General features: G+C 35.4%; 26 protein-coding genes and 1 pseudogene. 18 read left to right on the plus strand and 9 right to left on the minus strand.

The annotated features are described in order from the left end of the window. Positions 1-75: 75 nt before the first annotated feature. Together AB3U99_RS06720 and AB3U99_RS06725 are read right to left on the minus strand one after the other, a co-directional pair. Positions 76-699, minus strand: a complete 624-nt coding sequence (locus AB3U99_RS06720) for a lytic transglycosylase domain-containing protein (RefSeq protein ID WP_400246548.1) — start codon at positions 697-699, stop codon at positions 76-78. Between the two features lie 412 nt (positions 700-1,111). Continuing rightward, complete coding sequence (locus AB3U99_RS06725; RefSeq protein ID WP_400246549.1) at positions 1,112-1,702, minus strand: CYTH domain-containing protein; 591 nt, start codon at positions 1,700-1,702, stop codon at positions 1,112-1,114. A gap of 198 nt (positions 1,703-1,900) precedes the next feature. On the opposite strand from AB3U99_RS06725, the gene AB3U99_RS06730 reads away from it, so the two are divergent. The 4 genes from AB3U99_RS06730 (at position 1,901) to AB3U99_RS06745 (ending at position 4,877) form a co-directional block, all read left to right on the plus strand. Next, on the plus strand, positions 1,901-2,269 hold the full coding sequence (locus AB3U99_RS06730; protein ID WP_400246550.1) for a hypothetical protein: 369 nt from the start codon (positions 1,901-1,903) through the stop codon (positions 2,267-2,269). Between the two features lie 184 nt (positions 2,270-2,453). Continuing rightward, positions 2,454-3,086, plus strand: a complete 633-nt coding sequence (locus tag AB3U99_RS06735) for a GTP pyrophosphokinase family protein (protein ID WP_400246551.1) — start codon at positions 2,454-2,456, stop codon at positions 3,084-3,086. A gap of 78 nt (positions 3,087-3,164) precedes the next feature. Further along, entirely contained in the window at positions 3,165-3,959 is a 795-nt protein-coding gene (locus tag AB3U99_RS06740; protein WP_400246552.1) for an NAD kinase, read from the plus strand. A gap of 45 nt (positions 3,960-4,004) precedes the next feature. Then, positions 4,005-4,877, plus strand: a complete 873-nt coding sequence (locus AB3U99_RS06745) for an RluA family pseudouridine synthase (protein ID WP_400247975.1) — start codon at positions 4,005-4,007, stop codon at positions 4,875-4,877. A 36-nt stretch (positions 4,878-4,913) separates the two neighbouring features. Here the strand turns inward: AB3U99_RS06745 and prpE are convergent, their stop codons facing one another. After that, a complete protein-coding gene (gene prpE, locus AB3U99_RS06750; RefSeq protein WP_400246553.1) occupies positions 4,914-5,678 on the minus strand; it encodes a bis(5'-nucleosyl)-tetraphosphatase PrpE in 765 nt (254 codons plus the stop codon). A 186-nt stretch (positions 5,679-5,864) separates the two neighbouring features. Between prpE and mgtE the strand changes: the two genes are divergently transcribed. From mgtE to AB3U99_RS06775, 5 genes are all read left to right on the plus strand, one after another. Beyond that, complete coding sequence (mgtE, locus tag AB3U99_RS06755) at positions 5,865-7,235, plus strand: magnesium transporter (protein WP_400246554.1); 1,371 nt, start codon at positions 5,865-5,867, stop codon at positions 7,233-7,235. Between the two features lie 22 nt (positions 7,236-7,257). After that, positions 7,258-9,111 (plus strand): monovalent cation:proton antiporter family protein, encoded by a 1,854-nt coding sequence (locus tag AB3U99_RS06760; RefSeq protein WP_400246555.1) that lies wholly within the window; start codon positions 7,258-7,260, stop codon positions 9,109-9,111. Between the two features lie 1,131 nt (positions 9,112-10,242). After that, positions 10,243-11,016 carry an enoyl-ACP reductase FabI gene (fabI, locus tag AB3U99_RS06765; RefSeq protein WP_400246556.1) on the plus strand — a complete coding sequence of 258 codons (774 nt, stop codon included), beginning with the start codon at positions 10,243-10,245 and terminating at the stop codon, positions 11,014-11,016. A 588-nt stretch (positions 11,017-11,604) separates the two neighbouring features. Beyond that, complete coding sequence (locus tag AB3U99_RS06770) at positions 11,605-12,114, plus strand: CotO family spore coat protein (protein WP_400246557.1); 510 nt, start codon at positions 11,605-11,607, stop codon at positions 12,112-12,114. 574 nt (positions 12,115-12,688) lie between these two features. Beyond that, positions 12,689-12,982, plus strand: coding sequence for an RNA polymerase alpha subunit C-terminal domain-containing protein (locus AB3U99_RS06775; protein ID WP_400246558.1), 294 nt, complete (start codon positions 12,689-12,691; stop codon positions 12,980-12,982). Between the two features lie 449 nt (positions 12,983-13,431). On the opposite strand, the gene AB3U99_RS06780 is transcribed toward AB3U99_RS06775, so the two are convergent. Further along, a complete protein-coding gene (locus tag AB3U99_RS06780) occupies positions 13,432-13,920 on the minus strand; it encodes a CotY/CotZ family spore coat protein (RefSeq protein ID WP_400246559.1) in 489 nt (162 codons plus the stop codon). Positions 13,921-14,080: 160 nt separating this feature from the next. On the opposite strand from AB3U99_RS06780, the gene AB3U99_RS06785 reads away from it, so the two are divergent. From AB3U99_RS06785 to AB3U99_RS06815, 7 genes are all read left to right on the plus strand, one after another. After that, complete coding sequence (locus AB3U99_RS06785; RefSeq protein WP_400246560.1) at positions 14,081-14,437, plus strand: DUF1360 domain-containing protein; 357 nt, start codon at positions 14,081-14,083, stop codon at positions 14,435-14,437. A gap of 382 nt (positions 14,438-14,819) precedes the next feature. Next, complete coding sequence (locus AB3U99_RS06790; RefSeq protein ID WP_400246561.1) at positions 14,820-15,299, plus strand: YhcN/YlaJ family sporulation lipoprotein; 480 nt, start codon at positions 14,820-14,822, stop codon at positions 15,297-15,299. Positions 15,300-15,310: 11 nt separating this feature from the next. Further along, on the plus strand, positions 15,311-15,793 hold the full coding sequence (gene spoVAC / locus AB3U99_RS06795; RefSeq protein WP_400246562.1) for a stage V sporulation protein AC: 483 nt from the start codon (positions 15,311-15,313) through the stop codon (positions 15,791-15,793). Continuing rightward, the gene (gene spoVAD, locus AB3U99_RS06800; RefSeq protein ID WP_400246563.1) at positions 15,793-16,803 is read left to right on the plus strand and encodes a stage V sporulation protein AD; all 1,011 of its coding nucleotides are present in this window, start codon (positions 15,793-15,795) and stop codon (positions 16,801-16,803) included. Before spoVAC ends, spoVAD begins: the two co-directional genes overlap by 1 nt. 72 nt (positions 16,804-16,875) lie before the next feature. Next, positions 16,876-17,232, plus strand: a complete 357-nt coding sequence (gene spoVAE, locus AB3U99_RS06805; protein ID WP_341192225.1) for a stage V sporulation protein AE — start codon at positions 16,876-16,878, stop codon at positions 17,230-17,232. 200 nt (positions 17,233-17,432) lie between these two features. Further along, a complete protein-coding gene (locus tag AB3U99_RS06810) occupies positions 17,433-17,552 on the plus strand; it encodes a YjcZ family sporulation protein (protein WP_081836596.1) in 120 nt (39 codons plus the stop codon). Between the two features lie 212 nt (positions 17,553-17,764). Further along, positions 17,765-18,019, plus strand: a complete 255-nt coding sequence (locus tag AB3U99_RS06815; protein ID WP_031536798.1) for a stage VI sporulation protein F — start codon at positions 17,765-17,767, stop codon at positions 18,017-18,019. Between the two features lie 100 nt (positions 18,020-18,119). Here the strand turns inward: AB3U99_RS06815 and AB3U99_RS06820 are convergent, their stop codons facing one another. Further along, positions 18,120-20,438: a UvrD-helicase domain-containing protein gene (locus AB3U99_RS06820; RefSeq protein ID WP_400246564.1), complete on the minus strand. Its 2,319-nt coding sequence runs from the start codon at positions 20,436-20,438 to the stop codon at positions 18,120-18,122. A 162-nt stretch (positions 20,439-20,600) separates the two neighbouring features. Between AB3U99_RS06820 and AB3U99_RS06825 the strand changes: the two genes are divergently transcribed. Then, positions 20,601-20,858, plus strand: coding sequence for a hypothetical protein (locus AB3U99_RS06825; protein ID WP_400246565.1), 258 nt, complete (start codon positions 20,601-20,603; stop codon positions 20,856-20,858). A gap of 6 nt (positions 20,859-20,864) precedes the next feature. Here the strand turns inward: AB3U99_RS06825 and AB3U99_RS06830 are convergent, their stop codons facing one another. The 4 genes from AB3U99_RS06830 to AB3U99_RS06845 all read right to left on the minus strand — a co-directional run bounded on the left by AB3U99_RS06830 (position 20,865) and on the right by AB3U99_RS06845 (position 23,645). Next, positions 20,865-21,548 carry a YetF domain-containing protein gene (locus AB3U99_RS06830; RefSeq protein WP_400246566.1) on the minus strand — a complete coding sequence of 228 codons (684 nt, stop codon included), beginning with the start codon at positions 21,546-21,548 and terminating at the stop codon, positions 20,865-20,867. Positions 21,549-21,710: 162 nt separating this feature from the next. Next, positions 21,711-22,136: a GNAT family N-acetyltransferase gene (locus AB3U99_RS06835; protein ID WP_400246567.1), complete on the minus strand. Its 426-nt coding sequence runs from the start codon at positions 22,134-22,136 to the stop codon at positions 21,711-21,713. Between the two features lie 4 nt (positions 22,137-22,140). Continuing rightward, positions 22,141-22,653: a 2'-5' RNA ligase family protein gene (locus tag AB3U99_RS06840; protein ID WP_400246568.1), complete on the minus strand. Its 513-nt coding sequence runs from the start codon at positions 22,651-22,653 to the stop codon at positions 22,141-22,143. Positions 22,654-22,919: 266 nt separating this feature from the next. Beyond that, positions 22,920-23,645, minus strand: coding sequence for an alpha/beta hydrolase (locus AB3U99_RS06845; RefSeq protein WP_400246569.1), 726 nt, complete (start codon positions 23,643-23,645; stop codon positions 22,920-22,922). Between the two features lie 207 nt (positions 23,646-23,852). Here AB3U99_RS06845 and nrdD point away from each other — a divergent pair. Further along, positions 23,853-24,428, plus strand: a pseudogene (gene nrdD / locus AB3U99_RS06850) (anaerobic ribonucleoside-triphosphate reductase); the annotation flags it as partial. Between the last annotated feature and the right edge of the window lie 709 nt (positions 24,429-25,137).

A 25,137-nucleotide genomic window follows, 5' to 3' on the forward strand; every position in this document is an offset into this window, starting at 1 on the left:
CATTACTTTATTATATTGTAACAATCGATATTTCATTGTACAAATAAATAGCTTGTAAATAGATCGAGATAGAATTTATGCCATATAATGCTGCGTCACTTTGTTTACGTAATTCTGTGTTTCTTTGAACGGTGGAATACCACCATATTTATCAACATTGCCAGGTCCTGCATTATATGCAGCTAAAGCAAGTTCAACATTTCCGTTGTATTTCTCTAACATTTGCTTTAAATACTTACTTCCACCCATGATATTATCCAGTGGATTAAATACATTTTGTACACCTAATGATTTTGCCGTACTAGGCATTAGTTGCATTAATCCAGATGCTCCCGCATAGCTCGTAGCATTTGGATTGAAGTTAGATTCCACTTTTATAACGGAGTTTATTAGTTTTTCAGGTAGATTATATTTTTCCGCAGCTACTTTAATCATTTCATCAAAATCTGTGGAGGATGAAGATGATAGCTTTGTTAAGCTCATTGGCAGAAGGGAAACATTATTTGTTAGTCCTACAGGTAGGGAAGAAGCTCCTAATGTATTGTTATCAATAGAATTTGTTAAAGTTGTTTCTGATGACAACATATTACTGAGAAAGTCTTGGAAAAGGGTGGATGCATTATTATTTGTAGTGCTCATAGAATTTAAACCTTGTAAAGCTTGGAGTTCAAGCATTACTTTAAATTGATCAATTTTCATTGCTTTCCTCCGTTGTTAAAATAAGGACTTTTATAACAGGCATGCAAAATTTCGATTAACAAAAATGAAGAGGTTGGGACATAAGTATTCCAGTTAACGATAAGCACAAACGAATATATTTTCATGTTTTTGTCTTAAAAAAATGTTTTCGTGAAGTTCTGCTGTTATTTCACGCAGCCTGAATACACATCGCTTTCCATGGGGCGAGCGCCGAGCCGCTTCGTCACTGCGTTCCAGCAGGGTCTCGGACTTTCTCGCTGCTCCCATAGGAGTCTACGTGTATTCAGGCTGCTCCATTTATCCAACTAATTGATATTTTCTTGGATAAACAAAATTTTCAAGAAATAATCTTTAAAAACGCAATGGAACCATATATTAAGGTCCATTAAATTGTATATTAATAAGCTATTATTTATTTTTTTTGTTTATATTTTTCTTCATAAAATCTGCGTACTTTATTTTTCGTTTTTCTAACGGGAATGTTCAAGCTGGATAATAGTTCTGTGAAATATATTTCTCCTTCTTCCCGATTGCTTACTTCATATTCTAACTCATAATCTTCTTTTTTTAAATAAAAACTATGATCCAAAACTAGTAAACCATTTCCAATTGTTTTTTCTGCTCTAATAGTTCGCAGGCTTCCAAAATATAAAATGGAAGCAGGCTCGATGTTCATTTCTACCAACAGACTAGAAATTTTCTTATCATTTATTTTCCCAGTTGCAAAAATTGCTTCGCTTTCTTCTTTGGAAAGAACTTTATTTGTTTCAAGAAGTCCATCTGGATGAGGCTGTTTTAATGTTAATTCATATCCGTCATTTTTTTTGCGAATTCTTAATGCAGAATGGTTTGCCTTTAAAGCAAAATCGCTTGTATCAAAATAATGATTTTCTTGCTCAAATAAGTCTCCGTCTTGAATGTGAAAATGAGTAAGGAGCAATTCGTATTCTTTCTTCGTTAACATATTTTTAAATTCAATTTCAATGTTTTGAGTTTGCGACATAAATAAATCCCTTTCTAAAGTAATCTTGTCTATTATTATAAGGTGAGATGGGAAAACATGCTATTTTCTGGTTCATTTTGTTCTGATTGTGTTTTTTTCATTCTTTTTGTGTTTAATCCAATGCTATCCAGACACCTTCGCTTTTCTATGATAATTCTTTTGGTTGTGGTAAAATAATGCATAGTTGGAGGGTGAATTATGAAACAAAAATGGAAAATTAAAGAGAGTGTTATAAGAGAAAATGAATTGGTATTTCAATTGCAAGAGGATGCAAATTTAGAGAATGCAAAAGCAAGTGGTCAAATGCTTGTTGATTCTGATTCTCTTGCATTTATATATTTACTTGAAAAAGAAAATGAATATGTTTATCTAGAAATTCCTGAAATGGTATGGAAGGATTGCAAAGTGGCATTAGCAGCAAATGATACATTCTTTATTAAGGATTTAAATGGGGAATTATTGCTTGAGAACTTTAAAGAGGAAATGGAATATTTAATTGAAAATATTCGAGGAAATGGAAATTATGGAGAGGATATGGAAAAAGCGGTTTCATCCGTTTTCCTATAATGATTTGTTGATTGTTTTTGGAAGAGAAAATACAACTGCATAGCTTTTAAGACATTGTGAATTGGATTACAAAAACATGAATGTAGGTGCTAGTTCTTGTATAGAGAACAAGGAATAATTAACAGATCTTCTATAAAAGAGATGCCTCGTCTCAAAAAGAAACCTTGGAAATGAGGTGTTATAAATGAAACAGTGGGATCAATTTTTGGCTCCCTACAAACAGGCAGTGGATGAATTAAAGGTTAAATTAAAAGGAATGCGACGCCAATTTGATCATGAGGAAGAGCATTCTCCAATCGAATTTGTAACAGGGCGCGTAAAGCCGATTGCAAGTATATTAGATAAGGCGAATGAAAAGGGGATTCCTTTAGACAAATTAGAAATGGAAATGCAGGATATTGCAGGACTCCGTATGATGTGTCCATTTGTTGACGATATTATAAGAGTAGTTGAACTATTAAGACAAAGAAATGATTTTGAAATAGTAGAAGAAAGAGATTACATATTACATAGTAAAGAAAGCGGCTATCGATCCTATCATGTGGTAATTGTCTATCCTGTACAATCCATTAATGGGGAAAAGAAGCTATTAGTTGAAATTCAAATTCGTACCCTTGCGATGAACTTTTGGGCGACGATTGAACATTCACTGAATTATAAATATAAGGGGCAATTTCCTGAAGATATTAAAATGAGGTTGCAGGGAGCTGCAGAAGCAGCTTTTCGTTTAGATAAAGAAATGTCCTTAATCCGTGGAGAAATTCAAGAAGCACAAGCTTTCTTTAATCGAAAAAAAGAAAATGACAAGAATAGTTAGTATTTTTTTCTTAAGTTAAAGCAATAGAAATAAAAATATATTCTGCATTTCTAAACTGAGAAGAGGAGCTACTAAACAATGAAATTTGCCGTAACCTCAAAGGGTGATTCAAAATCAGAAAACTTAGTACAAATAATCCAACAATACTTACTTGATTTTGAACTTCAATATGATGAAGAAGAGCCAGATATTGTTATCTCTGTAGGGGGAGATGGAACGCTTCTATATGCATTTCATCGCTACAGCAATCGTTTAGACAAAACAGCATTTGTTGGTATGCATACAGGTCATTTAGGATTTTATGCGGATTGGACGCCAGCTGAATTGGAAAAACTAGTGATTGCGATAGCGAAAACGCCATATAACATCATTGAATATCCAATCTTGGAAGTGATTGTACGATATCTGAATGAAGAGAAAGAAACGAGATACTTAGCATTAAATGAATCAACGGTGAAAAGTATAGAAGGAACCTTTGTAATGGATGTGGAAATGAGCGGCAAGCATTTCGAGCGGTTTAGAGGAGATGGCCTTTGCGTCTCAACACCTTCAGGAAGTACTGCCTATAACAAAGCATTAGGTGGGGCTATTGTACATCCTTCCATTGAAGCAATTCAGCTGGCAGAAATGGCGTCCATTAATAATCGTGTTTTTAGAACGGTTGGTTCCCCATTGATTTTACCAAAACATCATACATGTGTTTTAAAGCCAGTTAATGAGCCGAATTTTCAAATTTCTATTGATCATTTGAATCTATTACATAAAAAAGTACATTCGATTCAATATCGTGTAGCCGAAGAAAAAGTACGGTTTGCAAGATTTCGTTCGTTCCCATTCTGGAAACGAGTACATGATTCTTTCATTTCTGAATAAGAAATAGACAGGAGCGATAGTTTGAGCTTTTTGTTAGAGTGGGTTATGCAGCATGAAACAGGCATCACCATTAAAGAGTTTTTGAAAACACAATGTATCTCGAAGGCTGCCTTAACAGATATAAAGTTTAAAGGCGGAAAGATCCTTGTAAACGACCAAGAAGAAAATGTACGCTATTTTTTAAAAAGGGGCGATCGGTTAGTTGTTCTTTTTCCACCTGAGTTGCCTAGTAGTGGATTAATTCCAGAACCAATTCCTTTAAACATAATCTTCGAGGATGAGTATATTCTTATCGTGCAAAAAAATCCTGGGATGAATACGATACCTTCAAGAGAGCATCCTACAGGCAGTTTGGCAAATGCCTTAGTTGGTTACTATCAGAAGCATGGCATTGAAGCAACAACCCATATTGTTACACGTTTAGATAGAGATACATCGGGATTAGTACTTATTGCAAAGCACCGCCATATTCATCATTTACTAAGTGAGCAACAAAAAACTGGCGATGTTAAAAGAAAATATAGCGCTATTGCAGAAGGGGAAATTAAGCCCGTAAGTGATATAATTAATGAGCCAATTGGCAGATGCTCAGACAGTATTATTAAAAGAGAAGTTCGAGATGACGGACAAACAGCCATTACACATTATCGGGTATTATCACAGGATATTCATTATTCTATAGTAGAATTAACACTTGAGACAGGAAGAACTCATCAAATCCGAGTTCATCTTGCTTATAAAGGTCACCCGCTTCTAGGGGATGACTTATATGGCGGGAAAAGAAACGAAATTGACCGGCAAGCATTACATTGTTTTTTTATCAAATTTACACATCCAGTTACGAAACAAACGATGACATTTACAATTGATCTCCCGGACGATATGAAAAGGTTGGAGCAAAAAATAACAAAGAGTTAAGGATCACAGAAAAGATCTTTAACTCTTTTTTTTCACTCACCTGCCATTGTTCCCTACGGATTCCTCATCAAATGTACGGAATTTCTCTGCAATAAAGGGCATACTGGATGGTACAGATTCGGTTGTCATTTCAGGATATTTTAGAGCGGTTAATTTCCCCCCAAACACTGCTCCCGTATCAATGTTATAGGTACGATGGATTTCTCTTACATTGAATACAGGTGTATGACCATAAACAATGCTTGATTTTCCTTTATAATATTTAGCCCAATCTTTTCTTACTGGTGAACCGTCAGCATGTACCTCCCCTGTGATATCACCATAAAGTACAAATGTTTTTACTTTATTATGATATTGGCCAATGTAATCCTCCCGAATACCAGCATGAGCGATGACAAGCTTTTGATTGTCAAGCACATGGTATAATGGTGCATTTTCATATAATTCTTTAAACATTTTTCTTATTCTTTCCTGCTCTCTTTTATTTAATTGCTTCCATTCTGCTACTGTTGTTTCTAAGCCATGGGCAATTTTCACATTTCTTCCTAGGAAGAATCGATATAGCTTGTCACAATGGTTTCCCGGTACATAATAAGCTAAATCCTTTTTGACTAATAAATAGACCGTTTCTATTACAGCTAAGGAAGCAGGACCGCGATCTGTTAAATCTCCTACAAATGCTAGTTTTCTTTCTGCAGGATGCTGTGGATAATCCTGATCCCATACATATCCTAATTTCGCTGTTAAATGTTTAAACTCCTCATAGCATCCATGAATATCTCCAATAATATCAACCTTCATATAATCCCTCTCTCATTATTTCTCTTTTTTACTATACCCAATTGCTGTGAGAGCATTTTTGTTAATTGTTTCTGCTTTTGGGGAAAGATAAAAGAATGAAAGTGCCATGTCTAAATAAAAGACAAATCGTCTATCTTTTGTTACTATAAAAATCATATTTATTTTTTAAAGAGAGGAGGAAGATCAGTGGCAGAGAAAAATTTAACGAATGAAGCACAGCATGATGTAATTCTCCATTCTTTACAAAATGAAAACTTACAGGAATTTCGTAAAAATTTCCTTGATTTACATCCTTATGACCAAGCTTCATTTTTTAAAGAAATGGAGATAGAAGAGAGAACCAAAGTTTTTGAATACTTAGCTCCAAGTGAAATCGCAGAAATGTTTGAGAACTTAGAAATGGATGATTGGGAATATCAAGAGATTTTTGCTAAACTTATTCCTGATTATGTAGCAGAAACTTTAGCAAATATGTCTGTAGATGATGCTGTAGATATATTAAATGTATTAGAAAAAGAGCAAGTAGAAAGCTATTTGGCAATAATGGAGCAGCCGACGGCAACGAGCATTAAAGCACTTATGCATTATGAAGAGTCGACTGCTGGAAGTATTATGACAGTTGACTATATTAGTCTATCGGCAGAACAAACGGTGGAGACTGCAATGAATATTTTAAAAAGAGAGGCTCCTAATGCTGAAACTATTTATTATATTTATGTTGTTAATGAACAAAAACAATTAGTTGGTGTTGTCTCCTTACGAAGTTTAATTGTTAGTGATAATCAAACGCTTATAAAAGATATCATGAGCGATCGAATCTATTCTGTCTCTGTAAGTGAGGATCAAGAAGAAGTAGCTAGAAAAATGCAAGACTATGACTTTTTGGCCCTTCCTGTTATTGATTTTCAAAAAAGATTACTTGGGATTATAACAATTGATGATATTGTCGATGTTATGCAAGAGGAAGCTTCAGAGGATTATTCGAAATTTGCTGCTGTATCGAATATGGATTTTGTTGATCAGCATCCATTTTCTGCTGCAAAAAAGAGACTACCATGGCTCATTATTTTATTATTTCTCGGGATGTTTACTGCCAGTTTAATTGGTCGGTTTGAACAAACGTTAGATCAAGTGGCAATTCTAGCTGTTTTTATTCCACTAATTGCTGGAATGGCTGGGAATACAGGGACGCAAGCTTTGGCAGTGGCTGTTCGTGGGATAGCCACAGGAGATATTGGCAAGGAAAACAGCTGGAAGTTAATTGTAAGAGAAGCAGGGACTGGGTTAATTACTGGAACGATATGTGGCATACTTGTTACGATTGTGGTGTATGTATGGAAGGGTGATTTATTTCTCGGAATTCTAGTTGGATTTTCTATCCTTGGAACGCTAATAGTAGCAACGATTGCTGGTGCAATCATCCCCCTAATTATGCACAAATTTAATATAGACCCAGCTGTGGCTTCAGGTCCATTTATTACAACAATCAATGATATTATTAGTATTTTGATCTATTTTGGTATGGCAACCATATTCATGAGTTATTTAACGAATTAAAGGAAAAAAAGGAGGGATAGCGATGGAACACGGTGCTTCTTTCACATCACTAGTTATCGTAGTTACGGTGGCTCTATTAACACCAATTATTTTGCAACGACTAAAATTGAATATCATTCCCGTAGTTGTTGCAGAAATTTTGATGGGTTTAATTATCGGGAAAAGTGGATTTAACCTTGTTGAACAGGATATGTGGCTAGAAACTCTATCGACTTTAGGGTTTATCTTTTTAATGTTTTTAAGTGGTTTAGAGATAGATTTTTCTGCTTTTTCTAGTAGAAAAAAAAGAGAGCCATTGCCTAACGGGAAATTAGAGCCTAAATCATTTCAGACGGCAATGATTATTTTTGTGGCAATTCTTATTCTATCAATCGGATTAAGTTTCTTATTTGTACTCGCTGGATTTGTTGATAGTGCGTTCTTAATGACAATTATTATTGCAACTATTTCTTTAGGTGTAGTAGTTCCAACTTTAAAAGAAGCAAACATAATGAAGTCCGTTATTGGGCAAATTATTTTGCTTGTAGCAGTAATTGCTGATTTAGTCACAATGATTCTACTAGCTGTTTTTGCTTCTATTCATGAAACAGGAGGGAATACTTGGCTATTATTAATTCTTTTTGTAGCAGGTTTAATCCTTTACTTTGTTGGTAGAAGAATAAAAAATAATAAAATTATGGATACACTTTCTAGAGGAACGGTACAAATAGGCACTAGAGCAGTATTTGCACTAATCATCTTTCTTGTCGCATTATCAGAATCTGTTGGAGCAGAACATATTTTAGGTGCTTTCTTGGCAGGAGTACTGGTGTCACTATTATCACCAAATGAAGAATTGGTTCACCAATTAGATTCTTTTGGATATGGATTCTTAATACCTATTTTCTTTGTGATGATTGGTGTTGAAATGGATATATGGTCGCTATTTACAGATCCTAAACTATTATTATTTATTCCTTTACTATTAATTGCTTTATTAGTAAGTAAGTTGTTACCAGTCTACTATTTAAAAAAATGGTATGATACAAAAACGATTATGGCTTCTGGATTTTTATTAACATCTACCTTGTCACTTGTTATAGCCGCGTCAACGATAGGAGAACGTCTAAATATAATAACGCCTCAAATGAGCGGAATCTTTATTTTGGTTGCTATCATATCTTGTATCATTACTCCGATTGTCTTTAAAAAGCTATTCCCAAAAGAGGCAGCTCGCGAAAAAGTAATAAATGTTTCTATTATTGGAGTTAACCAAGTAACAATGCAGGTTTATCAAGAGTTGAAATCAACTTTGTATGATGTCACTTTTTATCATAAGCAACAAGAAAAGTATGATTTTCAAATAGCAGATTCCTTGTTTGAAATTGTGGAACTGGAAAATTATTCAGAGGAGATTCTACGACAAACAGATATTTACTCAGCAGATATAGTTGTGATTTCGACAGGAGATTCTTTCTTAAATGCAGAGATGAGTCTTATGATTAAAAGAGCAGGGGTAGATCGAGTGATTTGTCGTGTGGAAAATATGGAGATGGAAGAGGAATTACGTAGAGAAGATATAGAAGTGTTCTCTATGCTGACATCTACGAAAGCATTATTAACTGCATTAATTCAGTCTCCAAATATTTTTGCATTACTTGGAAATACGGAGACATCTCTACATGAAATAATATTAAGAAACAAAGAATTTGAAGGGATGTCCTTGCGATCATTCCCGTTTACCGGAGATGTCATTTTCGTCCGAATCTTTAGAGGCTCTGATTTCGTCATCCCTCATGGAGATACAGAGCTACAGCTTAATGACCATCTTCTTGTAACAGGATCACATGAATATGTTACAGAATTAAAGCGACAGTTGGAGTTTAATTTTAAATAAGAGAATGAAGAAGCTTTCCCTTCCTTTTTGATGTAAAGGAGGGGAGAGCTTTGTTTATTGGAGCCCTTTTCAGCAAGAAAAAGGGATAAGAGGTAACAGAGAAGCCGTCTCTAAGCCCTTTTCAGCAAAAAGAAGCAGTAAAAAGTAACAGAGAAGCCGTCTCTAAGCCCTTTTCAGCAAAAAGAAGCAGCAAAAGGTAACAGAGAAGCCGTCTCTAAGCCCTTTTCAGCAAAAAGAAGCAGCAAAAAGTAACAGAGAAGCCATCTCTAAGCCCTTTTCAACAAAAAGAAGCAGCAAAAGGTAACAGAGAAGCCGTCTCTAAGCCCTTTTCAACAAAAAGAAGCAGCAAGAGGTAACAGAGAAGCCGTCTCTAAGCCCTTTTCAGCAAAAAGAAGCAGCAAAAGGTAACAGAGAGCCAGCCTCAGAGACCTTTTCAACAAAAAGAAGCAGCAAGAGGTAACAGAGAAGCCGTCTCTAAGCCCTTTTCAGCAAAAAGAAGCAGCAAAAGGTAACAGAGAAGCCGTCTCTAAGCCCTTTTCAGCAAAAAGAAGCAGCAAAAAGTAACAGAGAAGCCATCTCTAAGCCCTTTTCAACAAAAAGAAGCAGCAAAAGGTAACAGAGAAGCCGTCTCTAAGCCCTTTTCAACAAAAAGAAGCAGCAAGAGGTAACAGAGAAGCCGTCTCTAAGCCCTTTTCAGCAAAAAGAAGCAGCAAAAGGTAACAGAGAGCCAGCCTCAGAGACCTTTTCAACAAAAAGAAGCAGCAAGAGGTAACAGAGAAGCCGTCTCTAAGCCCTTTTCAGCAAAAAGAAGCAGCAAAAGGTAACAGAGAAGCCGTCTCTAAGCCCTTTTCAGCAAAAAGAAGCAGCAAAAAGTAACAGAGAAGCCATCTCTATGCCCTTTTCAGCAAAAAGAAGCAGCAAAAGGTAACAGAGAAGCCGTCTCTAAGCCCTTTTCAACAAAAGGAAGCAGCAGAGGTAACAGAGGCAGCCTCTGAGCTCATTTCAACAAAAAGTACCAACGCCAAAAATGACAAAAGAGCCTATTGGAACAGTGCTTTCTTTTTTTATTTTTTTGTAGTAAAATTAGTACTAGGTACTAATAACTTGTAATAGTATATAGGAGGAATAAGAATGACTTTTTCGTTAAAGGGCAAAACCTATGTTGTCATGGGTGTTGCAAATAAAAGAAGTATTGCATGGGGAATTGCGACTTCCTTGCATAAAGCAGGTGCTCGTTTAATTTTCACTTATGCAGGGGAAAGATTAGAAAAAAGCGTTCGTGACCTTGTTGCTACTTTAGATTCAACAGATAGCATTGTGTTACCATGTGATGTTACAAATGATCAAGAAATTGCAACTTGCTTTGAAGCAATTAAAAAAGAAGTTGGGACAATTCATGGAATTGCTCACTGCATCGCTTTTGCACATAAAGAAGAATTACAAGGCGACTATATGAATACAACAAGAGACGGTTTTTTGCTTGCGCATAATATCAGTTCTTATTCATTAACAGCTGTTGCTAAAGAAGCAAAAGGTTTAATGACAGAAGGCGGAAGCATTGTTACATTAACTTATTTAGGAGGAGAGCGTGCAATTAGAAATTACAATGTAATGGGTGTTGCAAAAGCTTCCTTGGATGCAAGCGTTCGTTATTTAGCTGCTGATTTAGGAAAAGAAGGTATTCGTGTGAACTCTATTTCTGCAGGTCCGATTCGCACATTATCTGCAAAAGGAATCAGTGATTTCAATTCTATTTTAAAAGAAATCGAAGAACGTTCTCCACTTAGAAGAACAACAACTCCAGAAGAAGTAGGAGATACAGCATTGTTCTTGTTCAGTGATTTAGCAAGAGGAACAACTGGAGAAAATATTCATGTGGATTCAGGTTTTCATATTGTTGGTTAATTCGATTAGAGGCTGGGACAAAACAAAATAGCCAACCTGTAAAGACGAATAATTCTTAATTTAGCTCTTAAATAAAGGCTACTTTTTCATGCTAGTTATTTATGATTTTAAATATAGTCAGTGTAAAAACTAATTCGTTTTTAAAGATTGTTTTTCTATAAACTATTATGTAAATAGAAAAAATTAATTAATTGGAAAAACGGAGCAGCCTGAATACACGTAGACTCCTATGGGAGCTGCGAGAAAGTCCGAGACCCTGCAGGAGCGTGAGCGACGAAGCGGCTCGGCGCTCGCCCCATGGAAAGCGAAGTGTATTCAGGCTGCGGATCATAACACCATCTTTACTGAAATAGCCTTTTATAAACCAATATAAACCCGAACAATCATATGGAACTGCCGTATAGTTGTTCGGGTTTATCTGTGGCTGGAATACTTATGTCCCAGCCTCATTTTTTTTACCAAACCTCATACGTTTATCCTCATACACTTCCTTTCATTTTCGATAATTAAGTTACATATTAGGCAAATCATGCATACATTAGGATGAATCCTATAAAAATATGGTTTTTGTTTTAGGAGGTGATTATAGTGTACAGTGAGAATAGTAAGCCTTATCTTTCTCAGTCTGGTACAAAAAAGATGGAAGGCAATATGCAAGTTAGCTACTCTGCAAAAATTTCTAAACAGAAGCAATACAAAGAACTGATGGAGAAGAAGCAAAAAGAAGAAATGCTCCAGGAAATAAAAGAAAAAAAAGAGCTAACAAAAGAAGGAGCGGAAAAGCAAGCTTCAACAGCGAATACCCAGGAACAAATTCAAAATTATCAGGAGCAGCTAGTTGAAAAATCTCCAAGAAAACCAGCCTTTAAACGGTTGAAAAGTTTTAAAGAAATGGAAATAGTCGAGAAATTAGAGTACTTACTTAATTTTCCTAAGCAGTTACCACCAGTCCCGTGTAATGTTATAACTGCAAACGAGAATATTCGTGGATTTATTGTTGATTTAACAGAGGGAAATGTTGATATAAAATTAATGGATCAGTCGATCGTTACCTTAAAAATAACTGCAATTCAGGAAGTAAGAATGATTGGTATTTAAAAAGGTCTTCCTCATTGATAAGTGAGTTATTTCAAATTAGCTTTGATTTGTATATAAATATATTAGCAGTAATAAAGAAATTACGTGCTGGCTAACGATATATTTATAACCATTCATCGATTTGGAATAACTCTATTTTTATTTTCTGCAGGGGAAAATCCGTTCATCAACCAAACGAAAATTAATCTTATACAAGCATAAGAAAAAAGGGGTTCATCATGCGGTTAAGTAGTTTACGTTTTTGTTGAGAAACATAGTAAATAATATATTGATTAGCAGACAAAATCGCATTAGATTTGTTCTTTGTCATCATGACATTTAAGTTGTTAAATTGGTTGCTAATTATGGTGACAATCTTATTCTTAGTGTTAAACGGAAGGAAGTTCTCGGAGTTTAATGGTAATATTAAATTTAACAAATATAGAAGTAGCAAGCAGGATTGTTAAATAAAGAAATGATGAAACATGTAATAGTAAAACTTTGGTAAATAGAGAGGTATCCCGAAAAAAGCATCATTCAATAACTGACAAGGTGTTGAAAGGAAAGAAAATAATAGTAAATAAGGAGACATTTTATGACTACTTCAAAAAAGATTTTAAGAACTTGCGATAAGGGGCACAAATACTTTAAAAGCAGCGATTGTCCAACCTGCCCGACTTGTGAGCAAGAACGCAAGCCTAATAATGGATTTCTTTCATTGCTGTCGGCACCAGCAAGACGCGCATTGGAAAACAATGGGGTAACATCTCTAGATGAGCTTTCAAAATATAGCGAAAATGATATTTTGCAGTTTCACGGTATGGGACCAGCTTCTTTACCAAAACTTAGGTCTGTATTAAATGAAAAGGGGTTATCATTCAAAAACTAAACACAAGGATTATTAATCATACAAGATTGCAATTTTGACAAAGGGGGTATTTTTTCCTCAAGGGAGAGAGGCTTTCAAATGAAAAAGAGTAGCTCTAAAGCCCCCGTTTATCACACTGAGAGGGGGGATTGGTATGCGATTTTTGCTGTGAGATAATGTGTTATTTTAAATATCTTTTGAAATTTTCACCGCATTATCGGAACTACTTATTATATGGATGCCCCCATTTTTCATTTTATTCTAAAAAATCAAGCTGGAGAGAAGAACTTCCACTGATTTCTTCTTGTCCATGTTTAACAAATTTGTGATAGCAATGAATAGGCTTGTCAGGTAACATGACAACTCCTTTCCGTGCATAAAATGTAAGGAAAAAGAAAGGAGTAAACTTAAAAATGGAGGCGCCATGATAGACGTCCTCCGAGGGTAAAGCATATACAATTTTATAGTTATTAGTCACAAATGTTTAAGTCAACGTCAGCGATACATTGAACAGCACAGAAGCATTTTAAGTCAACTGTTATGCAGCTTGAAGTGCGAACGAAACCTTCTAACTCACAAATTTTGCTTAAGTCGATTCCTTTGTGTCCAACGATATCAAGTGTATCTCCGTCCTTACCGATTGGAGCAAGAACTCTTAATACTGCGCAGCAGTTATCAAAAACATCCTCTACTCGGAAAAAGATAGAAACACAGTTGCAGTCTGAACCTGTATAAAATGCATGGAATGGAGAGCCATCAGCAGTACTTAAAACGAATACACGAGTATCTGCTTTATTACGCTTTTTTGGAGATACAAGAGCTCCTAGTGGCTCTGAGAAACAGTTAGTTTCGCATTCGCAGGTGTCTTCAGCGTTATCCTGGATATCTTTAATGGCACGAACCACTTCGCAAACACAGCTGGATGTACCGTGAATATCTTCTTTTTTTCCACAACCCATAATTGTTTTCCTCCTTGTTTGTTTCTTTCTTTATGTTTCTTACATTACTAACATATTGCCGAAGAGCCTTATGGGTTACGGACAAACGCCTTTTTTCTCAAAATTTGGGCATCTGACTATTCGTTTATAATACCTTGGTCGATTGGAGAGGAGAATCTAGATGGATATCCAATGGATGGAGTTTATTTTATTCATTTTGGCAAGCTTTCGTCTAACGAGATTAGTTGTTTTTGATCAAATCACAGAATTTTTCCGAAAGTTTTTTTTAGATGAAGTAGAGGAACGGAATAAAGAAGGTCAAACGGAAGTTTTTATAGTACCTAAACCGGGAAAAATTCGTGGTTTTTTTGGGGAGTTAATTAGCTGCTATTGGTGTACAGGTGTGTGGGTTGCAATCTTCCTTACGCTTTTATATTATTTCTTTCCAAGCATTTGTGGACCTTTTGTTCTTGTCTTTGCTATAGCAGGAGGGGCTTCCTTAATCGAAGCTATCCTACAAAGAGTATTTGTTGATTAGTTGAAGTAGATAGGCTAGTTGTTTACACATGCATTTCATTCCATCATACACTGTGTTAAGGCACATATGAACACAGTGTTTTTATTCGTGCATAGATATCATTATTGGAGGGATTGAGATGCTGGAAAAAAAAGTATTTAAAGTAAAAGAGACGGTAAAGCCGAAAGTAACAACTAAAACAAAAAAGAAAAAATCAGGATGTAATTGCGGAAAAAAATTAGCGAAATAAGGATAATGCCCGACTTTGAGCGGGTATTTTTTTGTATGTAAAATTGAGTTTGTAAAAATTGGATTTTAATTGTTGCGTAAACCTCTAATAAATAAAGCCTAAAAAGAAGAAAATATATACATCAATTCATCATTTACATAGGAAGGGAAGAATATGACGAATAAAAAATACGCTTTTTTTATTTTGATTTTTAGCATATGTGTTTTATTAACTGGTTGTGAGAAAGAAACTCCGAATAGCAGATGGTCTATGCTGAAAAAGGTAGATCCAGAACCAGTCGTTATTTATACAGAACCAGAAGCAGGTCAAAAAGAATTGGTACAAGGGATAAAGGAAGAAACAAATACGATTCCGTCCATTTATGATGTAGCAGTGGTTAAAGGCAAGAAGGATACACTAGTAGCCTATAAAGTAAAGCAGATGGCTCGGTTTAAAATGAAAAGCATTGAAAAAAAATTAACGAAAAAACTGGAATCTAAATATCCAGAGGAAAAATTTACTGTTTCTAGTGATTTTAAAATTTTCTTAGAGACAATGCGCTTAAGGGATAAAATCCAAGAGCCAGACTTTAGTGAAGAAAAAGCAGACAAGCGTTTGAAAGAGATAATTAAATTAAATAATGAGCTAACGTAAGGAGGGATAAAATGGCAAATAGTAAGAAAAAAAACAAAACACCAGAGCAACAGCAATATGAAAAATTTGAACAACAATATGAAACAAAACGTCCTGTTTTAAAAAATTGCATAAAAGCTTTTTTTGTCGGCGGATTAATATGTATGATTGGACAGATTATTTCTTATTTATATATTTACTTTTTCCATTTTACTGAACAAACATCAAGCAACCCAACAACAGCTACGGTTATATTTCTTTCGATGCTATTGACGGGGTTTGGCATTTATGATCGGTTAGGACAGTTTGCAGGAGCAGGAAGTGCTGTTCCTGTAACAGGATTTGGTAATAGCATTATTTCTGCGGCAATTGAACATCGTACGGAAGGATTTGTGCTTGGAGTTGGTGGAAATATCTTCAAGCTTGCTGGTTCCGTTATTTTATTCGGTGTTTTTTCCGCATTTGTGGTCGCGCTTATTAAAACAATATTTATTATAATGACGGGGGGATTCTAATGCTTCAGGGAAAACAGTCCTGGATTTTTCAAAATCATCCAGTAATAAAAGCAACCGGCGTATCAGGAGGCCCCTTTGAAGCAAATGGAAGGTTAGCTAATGATTTTGATATTTTACATGATGATTTATGGATGGGGAAAACTTCTTATGAACAGGCCCATCGGATATTACTAGAGGAAGCTGCACAGACAGCTTTAAAAAAAGGGGAAATAAAGCCAGAGGATATCCAGTTTTTTTTAGCTGGTGATTTAATTAACCAAATTACCCCTTCAAGCTTTGCAGCAAGAGATTTGAAAATCCCTTATTTCGGTTTATTTGGTGCCTGCTCTACGTCTATGGAGGGTCTTGCTCTTGCTTCCTTCATGGTGAATTACCAAGGTGCTACGAATGTATTAACAGGTGCTTCTAGCCATAATGCAGCGGTTGAAAAACAGTTTCGTTATCCAACTGAATATGGTGGGCAAAAACCACCGACAGCACAATGGACTGTAACAGGTGCAGGTGTGGCGTTAGTGACAAATAGGCAATCAAATGAACAATTACCGTACACAACCTCTGCCACCATTGGCAAAGTGGTTGATATGGGATTAGCGGACCCATTTAATATGGGGGGAGCAATGGCTCCGGCAGCTGTAGATACGATACTTGCACACTTTCAAGATTTAAATATTGATTCATCTCACTACGACTTAATTGTAACAGGTGATTTAGGAAGAATCGGAAGAGAAACCGCGATGGCGCTTTTAAAAGAAAAAGGATTGAGTATAGACGAAAATAAATTCAAAGACTGTGGTTTGTTGGTTTATACAAAGGATCAGCCGGTCCAATCTGGAGGAAGTGGAGCGGGTTGTTCAGCAACAGTACTCTATGGACATTTATTAAATGAAATGAAAAAAGGGTCGTACAAAAGGATTCTATTAGTAGCAACAGGTGCGCTTCTTTCACCATTAACAGTGCAACAAAATGAGACGATACCTTGTATCGCTCACGCTGTATCAATTGAAATTTAATCAATCAGTAGGAGGTATTTCTTTCCTACTGGTTATCAAATGGATCAAATATAAGGAAAAGGAGGAATAGGTATGCTCCCAATGTTTTTTTGGGCATTTGTCATAGGAGGCATTATTTGCGTTATTGGACAGCTTATGTTTGATGTTGCCAAGCTAACCCCAGCACATACATTAACAACATTAGTCGTAGTAGGTGCGATATTGGATGGATTTGGATTATATGAGCCATTTGCCGATTTTGCAGGTGCAGGTGCTACCATTCCAATAACGAGTTTTGGTAATGCATTAGTACATGGAGCAATGCAAGAAGCTGAAAAGCATGGCATTATTGGCGTATTAACTGGGATGTTCGAAGTAACGAGCTCAGGGATATCTGCTGCTATTATATTCGGCTTTATCGGTGCCCTAATTTTTAAACCAAAAGGGTAAGAATATCTGGGATTCCTTCGTTCTTTGATTATTGGTAGGAAAGTTAATTATTATCTAATAAGCATCCGTTCTTGGTAAGCAAGGCAAGGGATACTCATGACAATCGTACATTCTATTCGTTATTAGTAGCTTGCCTATACATAAACTTCAATTCTCCATATTCTGATAATGAGTACAAGGAGAAGCGAGGTGAAGTAGGAATGTGTTATGGCGGATATGGCTATGGCGGCGGCTATAGCGGAGGAGGTATCTCTTCTTTTGCTTTAATCGTTGTTTTATTTATCTTGTTAGTAATCGTAGGAGCTAGCTTCTACAACTAATTCATGGGAAAAAGGGGCTCTCTTTTTATAGGGAGCTCCTTTTTATTTTAGACTTTAGTCTGAAGATCTTTTGTAGCAATAAGCTTACGTAAGTATCTTTTAGTATTTGTTATGCTTTTTATTCATTTTTGGTTTTCTCCTCTTCGTATTTTCACCTTTTTCCCATTGCTTCATACAATGTAAAGTAGCTCACCTAAGGAGGAAACAAGTGTATGAACAATAATTTCTTTAAAAACATAGAATCAAAAACTGGTGTAAATATGAAAGATATTCTGGAATTAGCTAATTCCTTACAAAATGCTAATTTTAAAGATGAAAAAACAGTGAGAAGTGTTATTCGCAGAGTATCGCAAATTGCTGGTAAATCTGTTCCAAAGCAAACAGAGGATAAAATTGTTGAATCGATTGTAAAAGACGGCAAGCAGTTGGATTTTAATACGCTATCTAAAATGATTAACAAAAAGTAAGGGTAAAACGGGTAACTGATCAACATTTATGACAAGTTACCCAATTTTTTGTTTAGCCCATCAAAAAAGGAGAATAAAGTTTTAACATAGCTTTCAAAAATTAATCTAAATGAACAAAAGGAGACATCGACAAGGGAGATAAAAAACGTGATTCCTTAGCTTTTTTCCCTCTTAGATACATAGGAATCGACAAAAATAGTCCTTGCTGTGCTCTTGTCATCGCAACATAAAGGAGACGACGTTCCTCCTCAAGGGGCAAAATGTTATTATTTCGGAATGATTCTAATGCGAAGTCATGAGGGATAGACCCATCAACCGCACCGAGTATATAAACGGTTTTATACTCTAATCCTTTTGCACGGTGAATGGTACTTAAAGTAATTACGTTGGATTCATTTTTAAATTGCTTACGTAATTCTTCATTCATCGCCATCATATGATCTGTATATTGTACAAATTCTTTAATGGAATTAAATTTACGTGCAACGACCTTTAAATCGCGAATATCGTCTGAACCTTTATCCCATTGATTACCTTCATTTCCCCGTTTTTTTATAAATTCCTGAAAGCCTAATTCTTTTTCAATATAATTAATGGCATCAAGAGGGGAACGATCCATTAATCGCTTTAACGTATCTGGAATTTTTTTAAGTCTGCTTTCCTGAAAAGCAAACCCTGTTTTAATAAAATGGAGGCAATCTAAAAAGCTGCAATCCTCTAAAATACTCATTGCTTTAATATCCTGCAAAACTGTTTTTTTCAAAAAGAGAGTAGGAAGGATATCGACAACAGCTTGTTGATTATCCGGATCATGAATAAGCTTTAAATAAGCCAACATGCTTTTTACGATAAACCTTTGGTAGAAGGAACCTATATCCTGTTCCAATCTAAATGGTAAACTAGAAGATGCTAATCGCTCAAACATGGCACGACTATTCGTATTTGTACGAAAGAGAATCGCAAAATCCTTTGGCTCATAACCTAACTTTATCTTTTCTTGAATATCTGTCAAAATCATCGTAGCTTCTTCTTCCTCGTCATAAGGATAAAAGGCAAGCGGATGCTTTCCTGAATAGCCTGTAATCATTTTTTTTGCACGTCTCTTTGTGTTTTTGCTAATGGTTGATTTTGCTGCAGACACGATTTCTTGTGAAGAGCGGTAATTATAATCAAGAATAATTGTCTGTGAATTTGGATAATCTTTTTCAAAATTTAACAGGTATTTTGGATCACTGCCTCGAAAAGAATAGATAGATTGATCATCATCACCCACTGCATAAATTGATTTAGCAGAACCTGCCATTAGCTTTATCCACTCATATTGCACTTTATTTATGTCTTGAAATTCATCTAATAAGAAATGAGTAAAGCGTTTTTGATAGGTTGCTAAAATGGCTGGGTTTTCCAGAAAGAAATGATAGCCACCAAGAAGCATATCATCAAAATCATATTGATTTTGCTGTTGTTTTTTCGTCTCGTAGCCGGTATATAACTGTGCGACTTTTTGTTCCCAGTCATTATTAGGCTCAACATCACTGGGGGATAGCATGCTGTTTTTCCAGGCGCTTATTAATTGAAGGGCTGCATCAAATGGGAAGTCTTTCTCATCAATTTGCTTTTCCCGTGCTATTTCCTTTAATAAAAGCTCTCGTTGCCAATTACTACTTAGTAGTTGATTTCGTTGCCATTTTTCTCGTTCGTGAAAAATCAATATTTGATAAAGAATACTATGGAAAGTTCCAGAAATAATTTTTTGTACTAAACCTTTGTTCATCTTTGGATAGTGTAATAATCGCTCCTTCATTTCGTTTGCGGCTTTATTGGTGAAAGTAACGAGCATGATTGTCGACGGATTAACGTTTTTCTCATGTATTAGAAAAGCAGCTCTCATTGTTAATACTCGAGTCTTGCCACTTCCTGCTCCTGCAAGAACAAGAATCGGTCCATCATCGATTGTAACAGCTTTACTTTGGGTGGCATCAAGTGAATAACCATTTTGGTCGAGAATATTTAAATAAGATTCCTTTGGGTAAGTAACTGGTAGACTATTTGCTAATTCAGATGTATGAATCGTTGCTTTAATAGTCATAGGTGGCTTAAAAGATGTGCTTTCTGTAACACTCTTTGAAATGCTTCTACTCTTTGGAATTCGAAACCCGTTTGTTCTTTCGTCGTTTATATCAATAGTAGCAGCATGTTCTTGCTGGACATTGGGTACGTCTTCTGTCATACATGGTAGTTTAGAAGAATAATGATAAAAATAGGGAGCGCTCTTTATTCCTAAATAAAGCTTTACCGCTTCTCCACATACAGAGCATGCAAGAAGCCCATTTTTGCCAGCTTCATAAATTTTCTGCAATTCTTGTCTATCGATTGTATTTAATGAAATGAGTCTATCATAATTAAAAGCTGTTAGCATAGGAAACCTCGAATCTATTTTTAATACATCTATCCATGTCTTTTGTGAAATAATATCTATCATATCAAAAACAGAGGATTGTTTAAAGAGTAGAAAACTGGTTTAACATGTGGGAAAGAAGGGAAAAGGATAAAATAATATAGAAAGAAAGGACAGATTAAGATGGGATATATCTTACCAATGACTCATTTTCAAGTAGAGCAGTATGCGGTTAGAGATATTGTTAGCAAAACAAAAATCTATAAGAAAGAAGCAGCCTATCCTGTTGCCAAGATCGCTAATCTTCCTACTAATCAAGATGAAAAATCTTCTACTAAGGCTTTTTATCAAAAAAACAAAACGCATGAAATAAAAGTAGCCAATGAGCAGCTAATTGCACAATTAACTGGAAAGGGTACTTATTTTCATGCACAAGTATAGTGGATTTTAATTCATTTTGTAGCTCTGTACATATAATGGCGAGCCTTCGCACCACTCCGCATAGAGGATATCTTTATGGGATTTAATATTTTGTTTTTTTAATTCTTGCATTAATTGGTCCTCGTTCCAACCTATTCGAGGTAAGTTTTCTGTTATGATTTCACCATCTAAAATGACACTTATCGGGAGGGAAATGATATCAAGTGGTAAATTCATATCTTGTTTTGTTGGATTCGAAAATGCGGATTTCTTTAACACGCTTATGGTGCCGTCCGTTTCTAAAATAGCATAAGCACACTCTGTAATCGAAAATACATCTTTTGCACGGAGTAAATGTTGTAACTGATTTATATCCAAATGATTTTTCTTTAGTTCACGAAAATCAATCTTGCCTTTATTAATAACAATAGATGGTTTTCCTTCTAAAAGCTGTCTTGTTTTCCGAAACTTTTGAGTAATAAATTCTGTGACATAAATTAAAGCTCCCCAAAGAAGGATAGAATATGTAATTTCTTTAATTCCCGTTTCTGTATCATACATGGCATTTCCAACGAGTTCACCTAGCACCAGAACAGAAACAAAGTCAAAGGTAGTAATCTGAGTGATTTGTGTTTTTCCTAATATTTTTGTTAAAAGAAGCAACAAAAAATACCCGATAATAAGTTCACTAAAAATATGTGTGAATTCCATGCAACTCAACCCTTTCCTACATCTATTGTAGGCAAATGCATGAAAATTAAACCTATTAAGCTGTAGAGCTGGAAATAAAAAAAGGCTGCCCAATTAGGTTAGTCACAAACAATTTCCATTCATAGGAATAAGTGACATCAAACCTTCGGACAACCAAATATTTCATAATCTCTTTATCATTGTTCTATGCGGAATACCGGCATCTAAGAATTCTTCGGAAACCACTTCATACCCTAGTTTGCTGTAAAAAGGAATCGCATGTGTTTGAGCGTTGAGCTTCAGTGCAGGAGCCCCGCTATTTAAGGCATATTCTTCTATTTTATTCATGACAGCTTTCCCTGCGCCGCCTTTTCGATTGGTAGAGAGGATACAAATTCTTTCCACTTTTCCATACTCATCGAATGCTCGATAGCGACCAGCACCTATTGGTTTTTTATTCTCATCATAAAGGACAAAATGGGTACTGTTCTTTTCAAATTCATCTATTTCTTCTTCTACTGGTACATTTTGTTCTTTTACAAAAACTGTTTGACGTACATAAAATGCATCTTCTAATTCTTTATCTGTTTTAACGACAATTGCTTCCACTTTTTCACGATTCCTTTCCTAACCTAAATGTTTCATATACAGTCCATGATCCATTTTCCAATTCATAAAGCAAATGGAAGCGGTCAGATTTTTCCTCAAAATGAAAGTTTTGCATTCGTAAATTACTGTATAAATCCAAATGCTCATCACTCGATAAATTTTGTCCAAGTGTAATATGTGGAACAAATGGATGTTCTGGACTAACGCCCAATGTACTTATTAGTTCTTGATGAAGGTGTTCTAAATCTGAATTTGGTTCAATCTTTAAATAGACCACATTACTGACTGGTTTAAAAGAACTGACTTTTGATACTTTAATAGGAATAGAATGATAATGATTAGCAACCGTTGCAAGTTTTTTACTTACTTCTTCAATCTCTTCGTTTCCTGCTTCAAAATCACCAATTAATGTAATATGTGGCGGGATTAACGCATATTTCGGATCATATCGTTTACGAAGGGAATTGGCCAAATCCTGCAATTCTTTTCCAGGAAAAATAGCAATACCATATTTCATTTGGTGGACCTCCATTTCATAATAAAAACGTTATTTTAAGATATAGAAAATGGACTATCTATTATTACGATTTCAATGTTCTATATGTAAGATATTATAACAAAATTATTCTTTTAAGTTCAAAGATTTCAGAAAAAATCTAATGTTTGGCAAACAACTAATCATGTCCTAATTAGAATGTTTTGATTAAGTGTTTCTTAAAGACTAAATTTTCATCCTACCATAGAGAAAAAGTACATCATATTCTAAACGAATATAACTTCCATTTAGGAAGGAAATATTCTTACTAGCATTTTGGCTATATATGGTTGCCAATGTTTCCAAGTATGATCACCATCAAATTCTTCATAGTTATAATCGGAGTTGGTTGATTTCAGAAGATGAGCCATCTCTCTATTTGGGGTAAGGAAATCCTCTGTTGTTTGGATTGTTGTCTTCACAGCCGTTTCACTTGTACCAATAATATGATCGATTTCTAGTAAATGATAGGAATCGAATTGGCGAACAGCTTGTAATACTTTCTCATTTACTAATGGAGATTGCAACATGAGTTTGCCAAAGGTATGTGGATATTTTAAGGCGGTCATTAGTGATACGGTTGCGCCTAATGAATCTCCAATCAGTCCACGTCCTAATCCCATTTGATAGGTTGGAAACTGTTTATCTAAATAAGGAACAAGTTCATGTGCTAAGAAGCGGATATATGCTTTATTTTGAGGACCGTCTGGGTGATATTTTCCCCGACGATCTTGAACTGAGGAATAAGGAATTCCAACAATGATAGTCTCCGCTATTTGATGATTTGCATGTAATTGATCAGCCACTCTTCCGATTCGACCGAATTGAAAATAATCTTTCCCATCCTGTGCGATAAGCAAATGGTATTTATAAAGAGGCGAAAAGGCTGGAGGAAGATAGATAAGTAAAGTTACTTCTTCTCCTAATTCTTTGCTAAATAATGTTTCCTCTTTTAATGTTCCTTTTGTCGTCATAGTTATCCTTCCTTTGTCACTGAATTTACCAATAGTGTATCAATAAAAATACTTCATGAATAGTAGAAAGTCAGGCTGGCATGAGGTGATTTGTTTAGAGTAACCTATATATTGTGTATATTTTGTGAAAACGACACAATATATAGATTAATTTGAAGAGCTACTATTATAATGGATAAGAATTCCTTTATGAATGGAGTGAGTTAAATGGGCAATAATGTCCAATTATTAAATGAGTTTGATGAAATAGTTAAAAGCAATAATCAAGACTTTATTCAAGAAAATGCAAATATTGATGGAATGTCACCGATGAGCCATATGATGCAATTTGCTGCTACTGCTTCCAAGTATTATACAATGGAGCATTTGTTAAAGAAAGAGGTGAGGGAGGCACATCAAGAAGGATATATTCATATCCATGATCTTGATTTTTATTCTTCTGGTACGACAACTTGCTGTCAAATCCCATTAGCTAAACTCTTAAAAAATGGATTTAATACAGGTCATGGATTTATGAGAGAGCCAAAATCTATTATGAGTGCAATGGCGCTTACATCCATCATTTTACAAGCTAACCAAAATCAGCAACACGGGGGACAATCTATCCCAATGTTAGACTATGATCTAGCACCATATGTATATAAAACATACTGCCAAAATAAGCTTCGTTTAAGTGAATTAATAGATGATAGTAAAGAGTTGGAACGTAGTGCTTGGAAATGGACAGAAAGAGAAACCTACCAAGCTTGTGAGGCATTTATACATAATTGTAATTCGATGCATGTGTGACCCGTTTACTAGTGAAAAGCTGGTACAACAATTTTTTATTGTTAGAACTGATAATCTGAGAAGTAGAATGATAGGGTAACGCCTTGAAATGCTTCCTCTGATACTCCGACGTGCCTGATATTGGGTTAACATTTGATGGTACGAAGCTCGGTGAAGTCGGCAGAGAGCAACCGAAAATCTTTTTGATTCGAAACCTATTCAGAGGTGAATAGCGTAGCCTATATGCCGGGAGTCCATAAAATACCTATGGTTAGAATGTGGTTGGCAAACCACCGACGAACCATTGACCTAAAGAGTCTATAGTGTGATATGTAGAAATGCATATGCCTACAATGTTAGGTGCTTGAGGGGTTTAGTAAAATGGTGCATTATGAAACACCCTTCATCATTAAAGGTGATGACGTTCAAGCAGGCTCATAGATGGAACCTAAGGGTAAATGAAAGGATAAGAATATCGGAACGGGGAAAGCTCGGAACGCAGAGGATTAACCACCAATGAGGCGTAAATACGGTTCAAAAGCAATTTGTTATAACGTATTGAATCCGAGTGAGAGCGGAGGCACAGTACCTTTGAAGCCATGGAAACATGGTGGAGGGATAGCCTCTAGTCGAAATAGTAAAATCATGGTTCTTTTGTAATAATCATAAGGTTCGATTATGACTAAGAGAGGTGGTAACACCGACTTATGACTATGGCAAAAAA

Origin of the sequence: Niallia tiangongensis, assembly GCF_044704065.1 — a bacterium.
Taxonomy (GTDB): Bacteria; Bacillota; Bacilli; order Bacillales; family Cytobacillaceae; genus Niallia; species Niallia tiangongensis.

Excerpts from the sequence above, each read along its gene's own strand:
- AB3U99_RS06720 (WP_400246548.1), bottom strand. The coding sequence starts at position 699 with ATGAAAATTGATCAATTTAAAGTAATGCTTGAACTCCAAGCTTTACAA.
- AB3U99_RS06725 (WP_400246549.1), bottom strand. The coding sequence starts at position 1,702 with ATGTCGCAAACTCAAAACATTGAAATTGAATTTAAAAATATGTTAACG.
- AB3U99_RS06730 (WP_400246550.1), top strand. The coding sequence starts at position 1,901 with ATGAAACAAAAATGGAAAATTAAAGAGAGTGTTATAAGAGAAAATGAA.
- AB3U99_RS06735 (WP_400246551.1), top strand. The coding sequence starts at position 2,454 with ATGAAACAGTGGGATCAATTTTTGGCTCCCTACAAACAGGCAGTGGAT.
- AB3U99_RS06740 (WP_400246552.1), top strand. The coding sequence starts at position 3,165 with ATGAAATTTGCCGTAACCTCAAAGGGTGATTCAAAATCAGAAAACTTA.
- AB3U99_RS06745 (WP_400247975.1), top strand. The coding sequence starts at position 4,005 with ATGCAGCATGAAACAGGCATCACCATTAAAGAGTTTTTGAAAACACAA.
- prpE (WP_400246553.1), bottom strand. The coding sequence starts at position 5,678 with ATGAAGGTTGATATTATTGGAGATATTCATGGATGCTATGAGGAGTTT.
- AB3U99_RS06760 (WP_400246555.1), top strand. The coding sequence starts at position 7,258 with ATGGAACACGGTGCTTCTTTCACATCACTAGTTATCGTAGTTACGGTG.
- fabI (WP_400246556.1), top strand. The coding sequence starts at position 10,243 with ATGACTTTTTCGTTAAAGGGCAAAACCTATGTTGTCATGGGTGTTGCA.
- AB3U99_RS06775 (WP_400246558.1), top strand. The coding sequence starts at position 12,689 with ATGACTACTTCAAAAAAGATTTTAAGAACTTGCGATAAGGGGCACAAA.
- AB3U99_RS06780 (WP_400246559.1), bottom strand. The coding sequence starts at position 13,920 with ATGGGTTGTGGAAAAAAAGAAGATATTCACGGTACATCCAGCTGTGTT.
- AB3U99_RS06785 (WP_400246560.1), top strand. The coding sequence starts at position 14,081 with ATGGATATCCAATGGATGGAGTTTATTTTATTCATTTTGGCAAGCTTT.
- AB3U99_RS06790 (WP_400246561.1), top strand. The coding sequence starts at position 14,820 with ATGACGAATAAAAAATACGCTTTTTTTATTTTGATTTTTAGCATATGT.
- spoVAC (WP_400246562.1), top strand. The coding sequence starts at position 15,311 with ATGGCAAATAGTAAGAAAAAAAACAAAACACCAGAGCAACAGCAATAT.
- spoVAD (WP_400246563.1), top strand. The coding sequence starts at position 15,793 with ATGCTTCAGGGAAAACAGTCCTGGATTTTTCAAAATCATCCAGTAATA.
- spoVAE (WP_341192225.1), top strand. The coding sequence starts at position 16,876 with ATGCTCCCAATGTTTTTTTGGGCATTTGTCATAGGAGGCATTATTTGC.
- AB3U99_RS06810 (WP_081836596.1), top strand. The coding sequence starts at position 17,433 with ATGTGTTATGGCGGATATGGCTATGGCGGCGGCTATAGCGGAGGAGGT.
- AB3U99_RS06815 (WP_031536798.1), top strand. The coding sequence starts at position 17,765 with ATGAACAATAATTTCTTTAAAAACATAGAATCAAAAACTGGTGTAAAT.
- AB3U99_RS06820 (WP_400246564.1), bottom strand. The coding sequence starts at position 20,438 with ATGCTAACAGCTTTTAATTATGATAGACTCATTTCATTAAATACAATC.
- AB3U99_RS06825 (WP_400246565.1), top strand. The coding sequence starts at position 20,601 with ATGGGATATATCTTACCAATGACTCATTTTCAAGTAGAGCAGTATGCG.
- AB3U99_RS06830 (WP_400246566.1), bottom strand. The coding sequence starts at position 21,548 with ATGGAATTCACACATATTTTTAGTGAACTTATTATCGGGTATTTTTTG.
- AB3U99_RS06840 (WP_400246568.1), bottom strand. The coding sequence starts at position 22,653 with ATGAAATATGGTATTGCTATTTTTCCTGGAAAAGAATTGCAGGATTTG.
- AB3U99_RS06845 (WP_400246569.1), bottom strand. The coding sequence starts at position 23,645 with ATGACGACAAAAGGAACATTAAAAGAGGAAACATTATTTAGCAAAGAA.